Origin of the sequence: Thioclava kandeliae (genome assembly GCF_040297545.1) — a bacterium.
Classification (GTDB): Bacteria; Pseudomonadota; Alphaproteobacteria; order Rhodobacterales; family Rhodobacteraceae; genus Thioclava; species Thioclava kandeliae.
In genome coordinates this window covers 1-15,889 of record NZ_JAYWLC010000022.1, presented here as the reverse complement: position 1 = coordinate 15,889, position 15,889 = coordinate 1, and the positions used below count along the sequence as shown (strand labels likewise).

Sequence of the window (15,889 nt, the reverse complement as noted above, 5' to 3'; positions counted from 1 at the left end):
GCGCGCATCGTCGCGACGAACGCCGAGGGAGCGCGCCTTTACGGTCATTTCGAAAAGACTTTTGCAGGCGGCCGGCCGGAATGACACGCAAGGCCAGTGCGGCTTTTCTACGTAGAGGCTTTGGAAGAAGCCCCGCAACTGCATCAGAAATCGCATGATTTTTCACACCAGCAAGCGCCCCCACCCGACGCTTTATGGAATTGCACTTCTCAAGGCCTCGATCTCGGGGTGGTGACTTGACCAATAGCTATGCTTGAGCCACCAGCGGAAAAACTGTCCGGAAAATGGATGCCCCTCGGTCTGACGATCAGGGCTTCAGCGGGAACTCCGTCACGTTCCTTGGTAAAAGACCCAGAAAACGATCCGGTGCAGCTTTCTGACAACGGGGGGTGGAGCCGATACGGAGTAAGCTTTCCCGCAAGACCGGGCGATTTGGCGGTGCAGGGCCCGCGCCTTCATCAATTTTCAGGACGGTTGGTAGGTCGATGGCGAGGGGAAGCCGGACTGTCTGAACGGGTGTTGGTCAGCCGCCGGTGAACCACTTAACAAAGCGATTTCTGACGTGATCGATGTGGAGGATCATGGCTTCGCGCGCTGCAGAGGCATCGCGGTCGCGGATGGCGGTCAGGATCGCCATATGCTCTTCTGCCTGCGCGAGGAAATCGGGTTCGAGATGAACCATATGGCACATCCGCGACTTGTCGCGCATGTTGCGGATCAGGTCCGCAAGAACCTGCATGCCGCTGCCCTGCGCGATGCATTCATGCACCTTGTCATCGTAGAGCCAGAAGCTTTCCAGATCCACATCGGGAGCGGCGATGAGCGTGCGCGTCTCCGCAATCAGAGCGTCTGTGCTGCCCGTGGCAGATTTTAGTGCTGTGAGCGCGGCAGCCTCGCTCTCGAGTTGGCGGCGGATCACCATGATCTGCAACAACTCTTCGAGCGGCAACTGGCGGACCGCGACTGTGCCGTTCGCGGCGCGCTCGAGAAGGCCTTCGCTCGTAAGGCGCGTCAGCGCGGTGCGCAACGGGGTGCGCGAGGTGGAGAGATCCTCGGCCAGTTTGCGCTCGGTAAAGAAGCGACCCGGTTGCATATCGCCCGCGAGGATCTTGGCGCGGACGATTTGATAGGCCCGTTCGGTTACACTGAATTTCTCGTCCGTTCCGGTCAAGCTTGGGCCTCTCTCGGCAATCATGATGCGCGCCCGGGCGAGTGTGTCAAAAATAGCCTGGACACGCAAGCTGATAGCGGATTCCTTTTGGGATACCAATCTAAAACCAATCATGGTTTTATCAGGCAAAACCATGAGCCGGATTTGCCATTTTCGGTCCGGTCCATGGAGGTCTGCCGCAGAGAGGGAAGGACAGATATGAAGACGATTGCAATTACGGGCGGCTGTGGCTTTGTGGGGCTGGCCCTGGCAGAGAGCCTTCTTGCCCGGGGGCATGTGCCGCATCTGCTCGATCTGGCGCCCACGCCGCTGGCCGCGCATCCCTCCCTGTGCGGTGCCGTATATCATCGTTGCGATGTGACGTGCCCCGGGGAGATTGAGGCGGCCCTCGCGCATAACCGCCCCGATATTGTGGTCCATACGGCGGCGCTGACACCCAGCCCGCAGATGGAGCGGGAGCAGGCAGCGAGGGTGATCGAGGTGAATCTGACAGGCACGTCCAATATGCTTCAGGCCGTGCAGGCATCCGGCATCCGGCGTCTGATCTATCTTTCGTCGGCGGCGATCTATGGCAGCTCTCCCCGCGCGGGGGCAACTTTGCCCGAGGATGCCGAGTTGCGGCCGAATTCGCTTTACGGGGTCACGAAAGAGGCCAGCGAAAGGCTCGCGGCTATGATCGCGCAAGGCAATGATATAAAAGTATCTATCCTGCGTCTCGGGCCTGTGTTCGGGCCTTGGGAGATGCAGGGTTCGTCCCGGCCCGGGCTCTCGGCGCAGGGGCAGATGCTGGCATTGCATAAGGCGGGAAAGGTGCCCCTTCTGCCATCCGAAATGGTCACGGACTGGGTCTATTCCCGCGATGTCGGAGCCGCAATCGCCGCATTGATAGAGGCACCCCCGCCGGAGGGGTCAGAGATCTTCAACCTCGGTGCAGGGCATGTTTCCAGCCCGCTCGACTGGGCTGCAGGCATGGGGTTTAAGGGCGAGGTCGTCTCGCCCGAGGCGGCGACCATTACGGCGCGCGTCTCCGACGGTCGCTCGCCGCTCGATATTTCCCGTCTGGCAGCGCGGATCGGATATGCGGGCGCGCGGGGCTTGGAGGCGGCCTGTCGCGATCATCAGCGCTGGCTCGCGGAGGTTGCGGCACTGTGACAGAATAGGGCGGCTCGGCTCTCAGGGGGTCTGCGCATAGGTTAAAAATGCGACTATGTCCATTATAACCGCACAAATCATAGGCAGTCATGGAGTGGGTGGGTAGAACTTCGGGAAAGCGGTTGCGCAGAATATACCTCGGCACCAATGGTCGGTGAACGTGGTATCCCACCAAGAAACCAAGAATCAATGCGCGCCGCGCCCAGCCCATTCCAACAGGAGCTATCCCATGCTACGCAGCCTGATTTCGGCCGCCCTTCTGGCCGCCTGCCTTCCGAGCCTCGCTTCCGCCGCCGATCTCGATGCCATCCGCGAACGTGGCAAGCTGATCGCCGTGACGACCGGCAACCTGCCGCCCAATACCTATGTGGACAAGAATAACGAACTGACGGGCTTCGACATCGATGTCGCCCATTACATCGAGAAGAAGATCGGTGTGCCGATCGAAATCAGCCGGCTCGACTGGAAGGGCATCCTGCCCGGCCTTCAGGCGGGCCGTTTCGATGCGGTGTTCTCGAATGTGAACATGACCCCCGAACGTCTGGGCATGTTCGAATACTCGATCCCCTATTCGCGCTCGGCCATCGTGGTTGTGCGCAGCACCAAAGCCGCGGATATCAACGGTTATGACAGTCTTGTCGGCAAGCGGGTCGGTGGTATCGCCGGCGGTAATGACGGCGAGATCCCGGCCCGCGCCATTGCCAAGGAATATGGCGATTTCAAGAAGTTCACCGGATATGCCGGCTATACCGAGATGTTCCGGGATCTTCAGGTGGGCCGTATCGACGCGGTGATCGCGCCTGAGCTGGCCTCGGCCAACTTCATCCGCGAGAATCCCGGTATCGCCGAGATCGTGGGCAAGCCCTATTCGGTGGTCTATGTCGGTGTGCCGATGCAGCCCGGTTCGGACAAGCTGAAGGCGGCTATCGATGGCGCGATCCGCGAGATGCGCGAGAACGGCACGCTCGACGCGCTGGCCAAGAAATACTTCGGCATCGAGCATTTCAGCGATCAGCTGATTGATGAAGTCCCCCACTGATCGCCTTACAAAGCCCGGCATGCAGCGCGCGCCGGGGCCCTTCCTGATTTGCGGAGCCTGCCATGCAGCTCGATTATTCCATCGTTCTCAGCTATATCCCCGCGCTGGCGCAAGCCACGCTGATGACCATCCTCATCGCCGTTCTCAGTCAGGCGATCGCGACGGTCTTCGGCTTCCTTCTGGCGCTGGCGCGGATGTCGAAATATGTGTGGCTCCAGCGGGCGGTGATCGCCTATGTCTGGATTTTCCGCGGCACGCCCGTGCTGCTGCATCTGTTCTTCATCTACTATGCCGCGCCCACCTTCGGTATCACGCTCGAGGCATTTCCGGCCGCGATCATCGCCTTCTCGGTCAGCTCCGCCGCCTATAACAGCGAGATCATCCGTGCTGGCCTGCAGGCCGTGCATCCCGGGCAGGTCGAGGCCGCACAGGCCGTTGGCATGCGCTACCCGACAATGGTGCTGAAGATCGTTCTGCCGCAGGCGGTCCGCGTGATCCTGCCCGTCTATATGAGCAATTTCATCACACATACGAAGAACAGCTCGCTGGCCTCGGTCATTACCGTGCAGGAGCTGATGCTCACCTCGCAGATGATCTATTCCAGCACCTATCATGCCATCGAGATCCTCTCGGTTGCCGGTGTGATCTATCTGACCCTGACCAGCGGTCTGACCGGCCTGCAACTCTGGCTCGAGCGTGTGCTCCAGGTCGAGAAGCGCCCGATGTCCGCCCGCAAACGCGCCCGTCTGGGCATCACGACCCCGGAGGCGCCCCGCGCATGACCCAAGCCATGATTGATATCCGCGATCTGAAGAAAACCTTCGGTCAGGTGCAGGCGCTCAAGGGTCTCACCATGTCCGTGCCGCGCGGCGAGGTGGTTTGCCTGATCGGCCCGTCCGGCTCGGGCAAATCCACGCTCCTGCGCTGCGTCAACCATCTGGAGCAGCCCAGCTTCGGCGAGGTCCGTGTCGATGGTGCGCCGGTGGGCTTTGTCGAGGCGGGTGGGCGCAAGCGCGCTATGAACGGGCGCGAACTGGCGGCGCTGCGCGCGCGGATCGGGATGGTGTTCCAGCATTTCTATCTCTGGCCGCATCTGTCGGTGATCGAGAATATCATTGCCGGTCCGATCTCGGTTCTGGGTCAGTCGAAGGAGGAGGCCGTGGCCGAGGCGCACCGGCTCCTTGACAAGGTCGGGCTGGCCGCAAAAGCCGGTGCCTATCCCGATCATCTCTCGGGCGGCCAGCGCCAGCGTGTGGCAATTGCCCGTGCCATGGCGATGCGCCCCAAGGTCATGCTCTTTGACGAGCCGACTTCGGCGCTCGATCCCGAACTGGTGGGCGAGGTGCTGCATGCGATGAAGCAGATCGCGGCCGAGGGGATCACCATGATGGTCGCCACCCACGAGATGGGATTTGCGCGTCGCGTGGCCCAGAAGGTCGTCTTCATGGCCGATGGCAGGGATGTCGAGGCCGCCGATCCGCAAACGCTCTTTGACACGCCCAAAAGCGAACGTCTGCGCCATTTTCTGGGGCAGATCCTGTGACCGGTCGGCTTGCAGGGAAGCGCTGCGTCATCACCGGCGCGGCGAGCGGTCTGGGGGCGGCGACCGTCGCCCTGTTCGTGGCCGAGGGGGCGACGGTGCTGGCCGTGGACCGCGATCCGGTCGAGGCCCGTCCGGGCGTTGTGGCTCTGGCCGCGGATGTCACCGATATCGACGCCGCTCGAGATGCCGTGGCCGAATTCGGTCCGGTGGATGCGCTGGTGGCCTATGCGGCGGTTTCCTTCGGGGGCAAGCTGCACGAGACCACGCGGGATCGCTGGGCGCAGGTTCTCGATGTCAGCCTGATGGGCACTGTGACATGGATCGAGGCGGTGCTGCCGGGGATGCGTGCCTGCGGAGGCTCCATCGTGACGGTGGGCAGCCAGATCGCACTGGCGGGTGGAGCCGGAAACGCGGCCTATGTTGCGGCCAAGGGCGCGGTGATGGCGCTTACGCGCAACCTCGCGGTGGATTATGCCGAAGAGGGCGTGCGGGTGAACTGTATCGCACCGGGGGCGATCGAGACCCCGATGCTGCGCCGTTCCTTCGCGCGTGCGCCCGATCCGGTGACCAAGGAGGCCGCCTCGCGCGGACGCCATGCCATGAAACGGTTCGGAAGGCCCGAAGAGGTGGCCAAAGCCGCGCTGTTTCTTGCGTCGGACGAGGCATCTTTCACCACGGGCTCGGTGCTTGCGGTGGAAGGCGGCTGGCTGGCGCTATAGGCTGGCCAGTGGAGTGGCGTGCGGAGTGGCGTGCGTCTCTTCGCCCTATTTCGTGCCGAGGGTAGTGCGACGGATGGCGCGGGATCGGCCTTCAGACAGGCTTACGGAGTGTCCGGATGGCGGGCGCTCAGGGTCGAACAGGAAAGACAGCCCCATGAACAGCAGTTCCGAATTGAGATTGGCCATCGGCCAGCAGCTTTACCGGATCGAGTCGCCCTTCGGGGCGCTCCCTGCGGATACTGGCACCGTGTCCGATGTCGCGGGTGCGCCGGACGGGAGCATCTGTCTGCTGACGCGCCGTGATCCGCGGGTGAGCGCGCCCGCCGATTGCGTCCATGTGCTCGACCGCGGTGGCGCGCTCCTGCGCAGCTGGGGCGCGGGGCGGATTACGGATGCGCATAAGATCGCCATCGATGCGCAGGCGCGGGTCTGGGTCGTGGACCGCGATGCCCATGAGGTGGTGGTCTTCGACATGCAGGGGCAGGAGCTGATGGCCATCGGGCAGCGCCATGGGCCGGGCCAGCCGTTCAACCACCCGACCGATGTCGCCTTCCTGTCGGATGGCGGATTTGTCGTGACCGATGGCTATGCCGGCGCGCAGGTGCATGTCTTCGGGCCGGAGGGCGAGCCGGTCTGTGCCTTTGGCAGCCTCGGGCGCGGCCCCGGCCAGTTCATCGTCCCACATGGCGTGGCGGTGCTGTCGGCGGACCGGATCGTTGTGGCCGATCGCGAGAATGACCGTGTGCAGATCTTCTCGCGTGAGGGGGAGGTTCTCGGGGTCTTCGATGTCTTCTGCCGCCCGATGGATGTGTTCGTGGATGCGCAGGATACGATTTTCGTGACCGATGCGATCCCGACCCTGACGCGGATCAACGATCGGGGCGAGGTGCTTGGGCGCGGGCGCGGCTCGCTCAATGGTCCACACGGGTTCAGCGAGGGCCGGAGCGGGGAGATCCTGCTGGCCGAGACCAATCCGAGCCGCCTGAGCCGTCTGATTCCGATCGTGGCGTAACGTTCAACCGTGTGGGCTTTCCGGCGCACGCGCCCCGTCTGACGGGGCGCGCGTGTTTTGCATCCGGGATCAGGCCAGCGGGTCGAAGCCCGCCGGATGGCGTGGCACCGCCGCCTTGGGGAAGGGCGCGCGGGGTTGGAACCGCCCCGTGCCGGGGGCGGCCAGCACTTCGCCCGCCTCCCATGCGCGGATCCCGCGCAGCCAGACCGCGATCGGCGCACCGGTGGTCTCCATCCCCTCATAGGGGGTGTAATCCACGCCATGCTGCTGCATCTCGTTGGTCAGGATGCGCTGTTTCTTGGGGTCCCACAGCACGATATCGGCATCACTGCCTACCGCCAGCGTGCCCTTTTGCGGCCAGAGGCCAAAGAGCTTTGCCGGTGCGGTCGAGACCAGATCCACAAAACGCATCGGGTCGATCCGGCCCTTGGTGACGCCCTCGTTGAAGACGATCGGCAAACGTGCCGCGAGGCCGGGGATGCCATTCGGGACCTTATTGAACGGCGCATTCTCGCCTGCGTGGAGCTTGCCTTTCTCGCCGCCAAAAGAGGTCGGCGAGTGATCCGAGGTGATGGTCTCGATCGTATGGTCGCGGATCCGCGCCCAGAGCGCCTCGCGCGCGTCCGGCCCGCGCGGGCAGGGCGAGAACAGGAATTTCGCGCCTTCCATGCCGGGGCGGTCGAAATCCTCCTCGGTGAAGACCAGATATTGCGTGCAGGTCTCCGACCATGCCCGCACACCGCGATGGCGGGCGGCGGCGATCTCGGCCGCTGTGGCCTCGCCCGAGACATGGAAGATCTGCAGCGGCGCATCCAGCGCCTCGGCCAGCGTCAGGATGCGGTGGGCAGCCTCGCGCTCGCCGATCTCGGGACGCGCGAGCGCCGTGGCGGCGGGGGCCGTGTTGCCCTGGCGCAGCAGTGCCTCGGTGAGATAGGCGATCAGGTCGTGGTTCTCGGCATGGATACAGCAGAGCATGTCATTGCTCTTGGCAGCGGCCAGCGTGCGCAGGCAGGCCGCATCATCCAGCCGGTTGCCGCCGGTCATGAAGATCTTGACGGAGCGGTGCCCTTCCTCGGCGAGCGGCCCGAGTTCGGCCAATGCCGCGTCCGAGGCATCGGTCACCTGGATATGGAAGGCGAAATCGCAGCGCGAGCGGGTGCCACGCGCCATCATCTCCTCCACCGCCCCGCGCAGGGCAGAGCCCTGTTTCTGGACCGCGAACCCGATCAGCGTGGTGGTGCCGCCCGCAAGCGCCGAGGCCGTGCCGGAGGCGAAATCATCAGCGATTTCCGCGCCCGACGAGAGCGGTTGGTCGACATGGACATGGCTGTCGACGCCGCCTGGCAGCACCCACAGGCCGGTGGCGTCGATGGTTTCATGGCCGGACGGAAGGTCTTTTCCGATGGCGGTGATGCGGCCGTCGGTGACGGCGATGTCGGCGGTTTGCATATCGGCCGAAGTGACGATGACTCCGTTCCGGATGACGAGATCAGATGCGGTCATGGATCTTTGGAATTCCAAACGATTTTCAGTTGTTGACATTCACATGGATGCTGATCTGCACTCTATCCAGTTTACGGCTGGGTTGCCAGTCGGGCTTGGCCCTGAAACGCCGACGTGAACGGGGGGGAGATATATTTCGTGGGGATCGCCCCGCGCACGGGGAGGCCCTGCGCGGGTCCGGGCCAGCAGGCACCTGCGCTCCGCGGTCTCGAGCACCTGCCGCTCTTTCTGCTCTGCAGGCGGCCGGAACCTGCCACCCCCATGCAGGGGAGACAGGGCGCTCAATGCGAGCGGTCGGCACCGCTCTGTCTGGCCGTGCGGCGAGCATAGATCTCGCCCTCGCGGCTGAGAACCTCCTCGACGGGTAGGGTCGAGCCCGCAATGGTCTGATGGACAAGCCCGTGTAATCGCAGATCGATATAGCGCATGCAGCAGACCCTCAGGAACGAGGTAAAATTGCCGATATCATGGCCCTCATCGAGGCTTTCATTATAGAGCTGATGCAGGAGCTGCGGCACATTCATGCTGTCGCGCTCGGCGATTTCCTCCAGCACCATCCAGAACGACTTCTCCAGCCGGACCGATGTCACCATGCCATCCATTCGGATCGAGCGCGTCTGGCTTTCCCACAGATCGGATCGGGCTCCGACAAAAAGTCTACACATATCATCTCCTCCTTTGGTGATAGGGGCGGGCCCGGAGGCCCGACCCGCGTCACAGGGTGCCGCGTTTCAGCTCACCTGCCAGATGGTCGGCCTGACGCATGGCCAGCGCGACGATGGTCAGCGTGGGATTTGCCGCAGCCCCCGTTGTCATCTGCGACCCGTCCGAGACGAAGAGATTGGCGACCTCATGCGCGCGGCCATTGCGGTCCACCACGCCATCTTCGGGCCGTGCGCTCATGCGCAAGGTGCCCAAGTTATGGGTCGAGGGGTAGGGCGGCGTGCGATGCGTGCCGGTGGTCCCCACGGTCTCGTAGAGCTTTTCGGCATGGGCATAGGCATACTTGCGCATGGCGACATCATTGGCATGATCGTCGAAATGGACATTGGCCACGGGCAGATCCCACTGGTCGCGCACCGTATCGGAAAGGGTCACGCGGTTGCTGGCCTGCGGCATGTCCTCGCCCACGATCCACATGCCCGCCGTATTGGCATAAGTCTCCATGATCGCAGCAAATTCCGGCCCCCAGGCCCCCGGCTCGACAAAAGCGGCAAGGAAGGATGGCCCGAGCGCGATCGTCTCCATATAGTAGCCACCCACGAAGCCGCGCGCGGGGTCAAAGCGGCTTTCATCGGCAATGATCCCCGCCATTGTCTCGCCGCGATACATCCTCACGGGCTTGTCGAAGCGGGCATAGACCGAGCCGGTGAGGTGGCGCATATAGTTGCGGCCCACCTGATCGGAGCCATTGGCCAGCCCCGTCGGAAAGCGCGGACTGTCCGACAGAAGCAACAACCGCGCGGATTCGATCGAGTTGCCCGCAACACAGACCACTCGCGCCGCCTGCCGCTGCAGATTGCCCTCGCCATCGATATAGATCACCGCATCGGCGCGCCCGTCCTTGCCATGGGTGATGCGGATGGCGGTGCTGTCGGGGCGCAGATCCAACAGCCCTGTCTTAAGCGCGCGAGGGATCTCGCGCACAAGGGTGGACCATTTGGAGCGGTTCTTGTCGCCCTGAAAGTTGAACCCGTCCTGCACCGAGGCCGGACGCCCGTCATAGGGTTCGGCATTGGTGGCATAGGGGCCGGTGGCATACATCTTGTAGCCCACGCGCTCGGCCCCATTGGCGAAGACCTTGTAATTGTTATTGGCCGGAAGGGCAGGGCGCCCGTGCCGGTGGGTGCTGCCCATCGCCTTCTCGGCGCGGTCGTAATAGGGTTCCATCTCCTCAAGCGTGATCGGCCAGTCCAGAAGCGAGGCACCCTCGACCGCGCCATAGGTCGAGGCGGCCTTGAACTCATGCGCCTTGAAACGCGGGGTCGCGCCAGACCAATGGGTGGTGGTGCCCCCCACGGCCTTCACGATCCATGCAGGCAGGTTGGGGAAATCGCGTGCCACCCGCCACGAGCCCGATGTGGTGCGCGGGTCGAGCCAAGCCATCTGGTTGAAGGCTTCCCATTCGTTATTGATCCAGTCCTCGGGCTTGAGATGCGGGCCGGCCTCGAGGACCACGCATGCGATCCCCTGACGGGTCAGCTCATAGGCCAGCGTGCCGCCGCCCGCGCCCGAGCCGATGATGACCACGGCCTCTTCATCCAATGCGATCTGTTTCATGCGCGGCTCTATCATGGCTGTGCTCCCTCTTGCCCGTCATATTCCTCGATCCGTGGTTCGGGCAGCCAGTCGAGATCATTGAAGCCGCGGTCGATATAGCCCCCCTGATCGAAGCTCGCGCCCTCATAGCCAAGCGCCTGCCAGACCTCCTCGTCGTCATAGAGCGTGACCACGGCCTTGGCGCGGACGAGCTGGAAAAAGCCCGTTTTCTCGATCCCGCGCAGATAGGTCAGCGCCGCGTCATCGCCCAGATCGGCAAAACCCTCATCGGCCAGATTGTCGAGGGCTGCGGCAAACGCGATCTTCTGGCCGGGTGTCTGGCGCGCATCGGCGATCAGCGCCTTGGCGCAGCGCTCGTAAGGGGCATCGCTGAAGGATGGGTGCGGGAACATCACTCGCAACATACGCATCAGGATGATGCGGCTGGATTCATGCCGGCCCAGTCCCAGACCGACATTGGCCGGTGCGGCACTGCCGAACACCGCGGCGACAAGCGCCGTCGACGTGCTGCCCAGCAGCACGTTCTTGTTTCTCGTCTTCATTGGGTCCTCCTCCCGAATTCCGGCGCCTCCTACGCCGGTCGTCCCGTCTTATCTGAAGCGGCCTCCTTTCCCGATCACCTCGATCTGATAGCCGTCAGGGTCCGCGACAAAGAAGAACCGCGCAACCCGTTCGGCCCCGTTTTTGAAATCGACGATCTTACGGGGCGCAAAGCCTTCGGCCTCAAAACGTGCATGTTCTGCCTCGAGATCATCGACCACAAAGGCCGCATGGCCATAGCCATTGCCCAGCTCATAGGGTGCCTCGGTGCCCTTGTTGATGGTCAGCTCCAGCTCGAAATCATTCTCGTCATTGGACAGATAGACGAGGGTGAAATCCTCGAAGTCCAGCCGCTCTGCCACGGTCAGACCGAAGGCCTTGCCGTAGAACGCGACCGAGCGCGCCTCGTCTGTCACGCGGATCATGCTATGGACGAATTTCGTCATGTAACCTCCCTTAGGGTGTTCGGATGATATATCCAGAGCGCCAGCCTATCAGCCGATCTGCGGGAACGGGTATTACCTCCATACGACCTGTGCCCGCAAAGGTTGATCTAAGGCGGATGGTGCCCGTCTCAACGGTTTGGCCGCCGGCGCATCACGAGAACTGGATGCCGCCGTCGATCATCACCGATTGGCCGGTCATGTAATCGGAATCATCCGAGGCCAGATAGGAGACATATTTGGCCACATCCTCCGGCTCCGAGACGCGCCCCAGCATGATCGCGCCCGCATATTTGCGGATCGCCTCGCCCTTGGCCAGACCTTCCTCGGCGCCCAGTTTCTCGTCGATCAGATCCCACATATCGGTGCCGACGATCCCCGGGCAATAGGCATTCACGGTGATCCCGTGTCTGGCCCATTCCATAGCCGCCGCCTGCGTCAGCCCGCGCACCGCCCATTTGGACGCGGAATACGGCCCCAGAAGCGCGAAGGGCCGATAGGCCACGATAGAGGCTGCACCGATGATCTTGCCTCCGCTGCCTTGCGCGATCATCTGCCTGGCCGCCGCCTGATAGCACAGGAAGACCCCGCGCAGATTGACATTCATGACCCTGTCCCAATCCGCGACGTCGAGATCCAGAAGCCCCTGGATATGGGCGATACCGGCATTGGCAATCATGACATCAAGGCGTCCGAGCGCGGCCACAGTATCGGCGACCATGCGGTGCACCTCCTCGGGCTCCGAGACGTCGGCGATGGCGGTGCCGGATGTGCGGCCGAGACCACGGATCTCTTGCGCCACGGCCTCTGCGGCCTCTTCATTGGCCGGAATATCGTTGATCACGACATCATGGCCATCCTCGGCGAGCCGCAGCGCGATGGCGCGGCCAATCCCGCGGGCGGCACCGGTGACGAGTATCGCGCGTGATGTTGTCTTGCGCATGTCTGGTCCTCCTCCTGATCTGTTCCGGCGGGGCGGGCCTTCGAGGCGTTGCGCCGACCGGACGGTCAGTCTGCGACGGCGCGAGGGGCAGCGGGTAACATGGGGATACTACCTCTCTTCACGATCCCGTGGGGCTGCGAGACGGCTCGGAGCCTGCCCTAACCCCCGCGGGATGGTCTGGGGAGAGGTGGTCCACGCGGGCGCTTTATTTTCTAGACCGAATCGTCTATAAAATATCCATGCAACAGACTGACACCCCGCATCTCCCCGCCCCTAAGCCCCGCCGCGGTCGTCCCCGAAATGCGCCGGAAGTCTCGGTGGCCCGCCAGAACCTGATCCGTGCAGGGCTCGAGCATCTGACCGAAAGAGGCTATTCTGCGGTCGGGGTCGACGAGATCCTGCAGGCCGTAAAGGTGACGAAAGGCAGTTTCTACCACTATTTCGGTAGTAAGGCCGATTTCGGTCTAGCACTGATCGCGGCCTATGACGCCTATTTCGTCACGCTGCTGGAGCGCGCTTTTGCCTGTGCGAACAGCTCGCCGCTCGAACGGATCAGGGTATTTGCCGAGCTGGCCGAAGAGGGGATGGCCCGCCACGGATTTCGGCGCGGGTGCCTTGTGGGAAATCTCGGACAGGAGATGGGCGCATTGCCGGATATGTTCAGAGGCGCTCTCTTGGCGGTGCTGGAACGCTGGCAGGCGCGCACGGCGACACTTTTTGCCGAGGCGCAGAGTGCGGGTGAACTGGCCGACGGGCATGACCCGCAGGCTCTGGCCGAGATGTTCTGGATCGGTTGGGAAGGGGCGGTGCTGCGCGCCAAACTCGAATTGCGCCCTGATCCCCTACGCAATTTTACCGATACCTTCCTTCACATGCTTGGCGGCGCTCCGCCGTGTCTCACCAAAGGATAAAATAATGAAAGCCATAGTAATCGACAAATCTGGTGACGGTCAGTCCGTCTCGCTAACGCAGATCGCCGACGCGCAGCTTCCCGAAGGAGATGTGCTGGTCGAAGTCGCCTATACGACGCTGAACTATAAGGATGCCTTGGCGATTACCGGCACGGCACCGGTCGTGCGCCGCTTCCCGATGGTGCCCGGCATCGATTTTACAGGCACCGTCGTGCAAAGCGGACATGCCGGTTTCAAGCCGGGCGACCGCGTGATCCTGAATGGCTGGGGTGTGGGCGAGAAACACTGGGGCGGTCTGGCCGAACGCGCACAGGTCAGCGGGGACTGGCTGGTGCCCTTGCCCGAGGGGCTCGATCTGCGTCAGGCGGCGGCCATCGGCACGGCGGGCTACACGGCCATGCTTTGTGTGCAGGCGCTGGAACGTCATGGTCTGACGCCCGCGCAGGGCGAGGTGGTGGTCAGCGGGGCGGCCGGCGGGGTCGGTAGCGTGGCAACCGCGCTTCTGGCGGCGAAGGGGTTCGAGGTCGCGGCAGTGACGGGCCGTGCCTCGGAGGCCGGATATTTGCGCGGTCTCGGGGCAAGCAGGGTGATCGACCGTGCGGAGCTGACGGGCAAGTCGCGGCCTTTGGGACAGGAACGTTGGGCTGGGGGTATCGATGTTGCGGGCAGTACGGTGCTGGCCAATATGCTGTCGATGATCAACTACGGCGGGGTGGTGGCGGCTTGCGGGCTGGCGGCGGGCATGGATCTGCCGGCATCTGTCGCCCCCTTCATCCTGCGTGGTGTGACACTTGCGGGGGTCGATAGCGTGATGTGCCCCAAAGCCCGCCGTCTTGCGGCATGGGCGGGGTTGGCCCACGATCTCGATCTGGGCAAGCTCGAGGAGATGACCACCGAGCTTCCTTTTGAGGAGGTCATTGCCACGGCCTCGAAGTTCCTCGATGGCGGGGTTCGCGGCCGGATCGTCATTCCGGTCCGGCCTTGAGGCGCGACCGCCGACCCTGACGAGCGTATAACGGTGCCGTCAGGGTCTGGCCGGTGCGCGTCTTCGGACCATATGCCCGGTCGGGGCTGCGGGAAAAGATTGTTTCTGTCGCACGTTCTTTGGTGCTATGGCCTCTGGAACAGGCGGTAGACATGCCCGCCCGATCCACTGCGAAACCCGACCCTCTGCCAAAGAGGAAGAGACCGATTACTCCAGTTTGAGCAACTGGGTCAGCTTGCCATTGCGCTCGAGAGTCATCAGCTCCGAACAGCCGCCAATATGGATGCCGTTGATGAAGATCTGCGGCACGGTATGCGCACCGCCTGCGCGCGAGATCATCTTCTGCCGTTTGCTGCGGGAAACCGCAACAATCTCGGTATAGGCGACCTTCCTGCTCTTCAGGATTGACTTCGCCCGCGAGCAATAGCCGCAATAGGGAGTGGTGTAGATTTCGACTTTGGCCATCACGCAGCCCTCTTGCTGGATGTGGGGGCATTTGCCCCCACGCTGTCAGACCGTCGCGTCGACGGTGATCTCGGGCGTAGCGTCAATGGTGACACCCGCCTTCTTGGCCAGATTGCCGATCATGCAGACCTTGTCGGCACGGGCGATCGCGGCTTCCGCTGCGCTGCGGTCATCCTCGGTCGCATTGGCGCTCAAAACCAGCTTGGCAGTGTGATGGATCGCGAATTCCTCGCCCGATGCCTTGGCTTGCGTGTCAACCGCAAGGGTCTGGACGGGGATGTTCTGCTTGGCGGTGATTGCACGCAGGGTCAGGGTGAAACAGGCCTGCGTGGACGAGGTGAACAGCGTCTTGGGATCGGTGCCCGCGCCCGAACCGCCGTATTCGGTCGGGATGCCGATGCCCGCTTCGAGGTTCTTGCCGGTGATCTTACCTTCGCCGTCAAAGCCGCCTTGCCAGGTGGCGCTCAGGGTGATGTCGCTCATGGTCTATTTCCTTATCTATATGCGGGTTGGGTATTCAGGCCGCGTTCACGGCCTTGACATATTTTGCTTTGGGGTTCAGCCCGACAACCATATCGACGGGCTGACCGTCCTTCATGATCACGACGGTCGGCACCGAGCGGATGCCGAAGGTGCCTGCGATCTCGGGCGCTTTGTCGATATCGATCTCGGCGAAGCCGGCGCTGTCCTTCATCTCGGCGGCGACCTCGTTAAAGACCGGCTCGAGTGCGATACAGGGGCGGCACCATGTGGCCCAGAAGCGCAGGACTTTCACACGGCCGGGGGTGTCCATGAACTCGGCAAAATTAGCGATATTGAGGCTGGTTACATCCTTCGACATTTCTGTCTCCTTCTGATGTGTGACAAACGGGTGGGACGCCTTAATGGGACGCCGCATCGGATGGCGGTCCGCATGTGGCGCCGCCTGGCAGCCCTGCATGGGCCATATGGATCGATGCCCTCCCGGGCATCGACCCTGAGGTGGTAAGCTTTCGGTGCATTCCTAGTGTGCCCCTTTACTTGCATTCTCGGTTGTTTTCAGCATATATGCTTTTAATGCGGGAATTTAATTTCTTATTCGGCATCATTATATATTCTAAATAGAAATAAATGGAGTATCGAATGGAAATCAAGGAACTGCGCTGTTTTCTGCGGGTGGCCGAGACGCTCAATTTCAACCGTG

At 62.6% G+C, this 15,889-nt stretch carries 18 protein-coding genes; 8 read left to right on the top strand and 10 right to left on the bottom strand.

Going from position 1 to position 15,889, the window contains the following annotated elements; all coding sequences use genetic code 11:
- Window positions 1-523: 523 nt before the first annotated feature.
- Window positions 524-1,300 (bottom strand): GntR family transcriptional regulator, encoded by a 777-nt coding sequence (locus tag VSX56_RS17780; protein WP_350938991.1) that lies wholly within the window; start codon window positions 1,298-1,300, stop codon window positions 524-526.
- Between the two features lie 69 nt (window positions 1,301-1,369).
- On the opposite strand from VSX56_RS17780, the gene VSX56_RS17775 reads away from it, so the two are divergent.
- From VSX56_RS17775 to VSX56_RS17750, 6 genes are all read left to right on the top strand, one after another.
- Window positions 1,370-2,323 carry an NAD-dependent epimerase/dehydratase family protein gene (locus VSX56_RS17775; protein ID WP_350938990.1) on the top strand — a complete coding sequence of 318 codons (954 nt, stop codon included), beginning with the start codon at window positions 1,370-1,372 and terminating at the stop codon, window positions 2,321-2,323.
- 229 nt (window positions 2,324-2,552) lie between these two features.
- Complete coding sequence (locus VSX56_RS17770; protein WP_339114866.1) at window positions 2,553-3,362, top strand: substrate-binding periplasmic protein; 810 nt, start codon at window positions 2,553-2,555, stop codon at window positions 3,360-3,362.
- A 62-nt stretch (window positions 3,363-3,424) separates the two neighbouring features.
- The gene (locus VSX56_RS17765) at window positions 3,425-4,144 is read left to right on the top strand and encodes an amino acid ABC transporter permease (protein ID WP_350938989.1); all 720 of its coding nucleotides are present in this window, start codon (window positions 3,425-3,427) and stop codon (window positions 4,142-4,144) included.
- A complete protein-coding gene (locus VSX56_RS17760; RefSeq protein ID WP_350938988.1) occupies window positions 4,141-4,905 on the top strand; it encodes an amino acid ABC transporter ATP-binding protein in 765 nt (254 codons plus the stop codon). Before VSX56_RS17765 ends, VSX56_RS17760 begins: the two co-directional genes overlap by 4 nt.
- Window positions 4,902-5,624, top strand: a complete 723-nt coding sequence (locus VSX56_RS17755; protein ID WP_339114869.1) for an SDR family oxidoreductase — start codon at window positions 4,902-4,904, stop codon at window positions 5,622-5,624. The genes VSX56_RS17760 and VSX56_RS17755 overlap by 4 nt, the downstream gene beginning before the upstream one ends.
- Window positions 5,625-5,778: 154 nt before the next feature.
- Window positions 5,779-6,636, top strand: coding sequence for an NHL repeat-containing protein (locus VSX56_RS17750; RefSeq protein ID WP_350938987.1), 858 nt, complete (start codon window positions 5,779-5,781; stop codon window positions 6,634-6,636).
- Window positions 6,637-6,705: 69 nt separating this feature from the next.
- On the opposite strand, the gene hydA is transcribed toward VSX56_RS17750, so the two are convergent.
- From hydA to VSX56_RS17720, 6 genes are all read right to left on the bottom strand, one after another.
- Window positions 6,706-8,139: a dihydropyrimidinase gene (hydA, locus tag VSX56_RS17745; RefSeq protein ID WP_350938986.1), complete on the bottom strand. Its 1,434-nt coding sequence runs from the start codon at window positions 8,137-8,139 to the stop codon at window positions 6,706-6,708.
- A gap of 281 nt (window positions 8,140-8,420) precedes the next feature.
- Window positions 8,421-8,804 carry a ribbon-helix-helix domain-containing protein gene (locus tag VSX56_RS17740; RefSeq protein ID WP_339114872.1) on the bottom strand — a complete coding sequence of 128 codons (384 nt, stop codon included), beginning with the start codon at window positions 8,802-8,804 and terminating at the stop codon, window positions 8,421-8,423.
- 49 nt (window positions 8,805-8,853) lie between these two features.
- Window positions 8,854-10,434 carry a GMC family oxidoreductase gene (locus tag VSX56_RS17735; protein ID WP_350938985.1) on the bottom strand — a complete coding sequence of 527 codons (1,581 nt, stop codon included), beginning with the start codon at window positions 10,432-10,434 and terminating at the stop codon, window positions 8,854-8,856.
- Window positions 10,431-10,961, bottom strand: coding sequence for a hypothetical protein (locus tag VSX56_RS17730; protein ID WP_350938984.1), 531 nt, complete (start codon window positions 10,959-10,961; stop codon window positions 10,431-10,433). The genes VSX56_RS17735 and VSX56_RS17730 overlap by 4 nt, the downstream gene beginning before the upstream one ends.
- Before the next feature lie 48 nt (window positions 10,962-11,009).
- Complete coding sequence (locus tag VSX56_RS17725; RefSeq protein WP_350938983.1) at window positions 11,010-11,405, bottom strand: VOC family protein; 396 nt, start codon at window positions 11,403-11,405, stop codon at window positions 11,010-11,012.
- A gap of 151 nt (window positions 11,406-11,556) precedes the next feature.
- Window positions 11,557-12,345: an SDR family oxidoreductase gene (locus tag VSX56_RS17720; protein ID WP_350938982.1), complete on the bottom strand. Its 789-nt coding sequence runs from the start codon at window positions 12,343-12,345 to the stop codon at window positions 11,557-11,559.
- A gap of 239 nt (window positions 12,346-12,584) precedes the next feature.
- On the opposite strand from VSX56_RS17720, the gene acuR reads away from it, so the two are divergent.
- Window positions 12,585-13,256 (top strand): acrylate utilization transcriptional regulator AcuR, encoded by a 672-nt coding sequence (acuR, locus tag VSX56_RS17715; protein ID WP_350938981.1) that lies wholly within the window; start codon window positions 12,585-12,587, stop codon window positions 13,254-13,256.
- A 4-nt stretch (window positions 13,257-13,260) separates the two neighbouring features.
- A complete protein-coding gene (acuI, locus tag VSX56_RS17710) occupies window positions 13,261-14,241 on the top strand; it encodes an acrylyl-CoA reductase (NADPH) (RefSeq protein ID WP_350938980.1) in 981 nt (326 codons plus the stop codon).
- Between the two features lie 207 nt (window positions 14,242-14,448).
- Here the strand turns inward: acuI and grxC are convergent, their stop codons facing one another.
- From grxC to VSX56_RS17695, 3 genes are read right to left on the bottom strand one after another with little or no spacing between them, the layout of a single operon-like run.
- Window positions 14,449-14,706 carry a glutaredoxin 3 gene (gene grxC, locus VSX56_RS17705; protein ID WP_350938979.1) on the bottom strand — a complete coding sequence of 86 codons (258 nt, stop codon included), beginning with the start codon at window positions 14,704-14,706 and terminating at the stop codon, window positions 14,449-14,451.
- Between the two features lie 45 nt (window positions 14,707-14,751).
- Window positions 14,752-15,189: an OsmC family protein gene (locus VSX56_RS17700; protein ID WP_350938978.1), complete on the bottom strand. Its 438-nt coding sequence runs from the start codon at window positions 15,187-15,189 to the stop codon at window positions 14,752-14,754.
- A gap of 34 nt (window positions 15,190-15,223) precedes the next feature.
- Window positions 15,224-15,547, bottom strand: a complete 324-nt coding sequence (locus VSX56_RS17695) for a thioredoxin family protein (RefSeq protein ID WP_339114881.1) — start codon at window positions 15,545-15,547, stop codon at window positions 15,224-15,226.
- Between the last annotated feature and the right edge of the window lie 342 nt (window positions 15,548-15,889).

What these genes read in the sequence shown, in the direction of transcription:
- VSX56_RS17770 (WP_339114866.1), top strand. Translation starts at nt 2,553, where the DNA reads ATGCTACGCAGCCTGATTTCGGCCGCCCTTCTGGCCGCCTGCCTTCCG.
- VSX56_RS17775 (WP_350938990.1), top strand. Translation starts at nt 1,370, where the DNA reads ATGAAGACGATTGCAATTACGGGCGGCTGTGGCTTTGTGGGGCTGGCC.
- grxC (WP_350938979.1), bottom strand. Translation starts at nt 14,706, where the DNA reads ATGGCCAAAGTCGAAATCTACACCACTCCCTATTGCGGCTATTGCTCG.
- VSX56_RS17720 (WP_350938982.1), bottom strand. Translation starts at nt 12,345, where the DNA reads ATGCGCAAGACAACATCACGCGCGATACTCGTCACCGGTGCCGCCCGC.
- VSX56_RS17695 (WP_339114881.1), bottom strand. Translation starts at nt 15,547, where the DNA reads ATGTCGAAGGATGTAACCAGCCTCAATATCGCTAATTTTGCCGAGTTC.
- acuR (WP_350938981.1), top strand. Translation starts at nt 12,585, where the DNA reads ATGCAACAGACTGACACCCCGCATCTCCCCGCCCCTAAGCCCCGCCGC.
- VSX56_RS17725 (WP_350938983.1), bottom strand. Translation starts at nt 11,405, where the DNA reads ATGACGAAATTCGTCCATAGCATGATCCGCGTGACAGACGAGGCGCGC.
- VSX56_RS17730 (WP_350938984.1), bottom strand. Translation starts at nt 10,961, where the DNA reads ATGAAGACGAGAAACAAGAACGTGCTGCTGGGCAGCACGTCGACGGCG.
- VSX56_RS17750 (WP_350938987.1), top strand. Translation starts at nt 5,779, where the DNA reads ATGAACAGCAGTTCCGAATTGAGATTGGCCATCGGCCAGCAGCTTTAC.
- VSX56_RS17765 (WP_350938989.1), top strand. Translation starts at nt 3,425, where the DNA reads ATGCAGCTCGATTATTCCATCGTTCTCAGCTATATCCCCGCGCTGGCG.
- VSX56_RS17740 (WP_339114872.1), bottom strand. Translation starts at nt 8,804, where the DNA reads ATGTGTAGACTTTTTGTCGGAGCCCGATCCGATCTGTGGGAAAGCCAG.
- VSX56_RS17760 (WP_350938988.1), top strand. Translation starts at nt 4,141, where the DNA reads ATGACCCAAGCCATGATTGATATCCGCGATCTGAAGAAAACCTTCGGT.
- hydA (WP_350938986.1), bottom strand. Translation starts at nt 8,139, where the DNA reads ATGACCGCATCTGATCTCGTCATCCGGAACGGAGTCATCGTCACTTCG.
- acuI (WP_350938980.1), top strand. Translation starts at nt 13,261, where the DNA reads ATGAAAGCCATAGTAATCGACAAATCTGGTGACGGTCAGTCCGTCTCG.
- VSX56_RS17700 (WP_350938978.1), bottom strand. Translation starts at nt 15,189, where the DNA reads ATGAGCGACATCACCCTGAGCGCCACCTGGCAAGGCGGCTTTGACGGC.
- VSX56_RS17735 (WP_350938985.1), bottom strand. Translation starts at nt 10,434, where the DNA reads ATGATAGAGCCGCGCATGAAACAGATCGCATTGGATGAAGAGGCCGTG.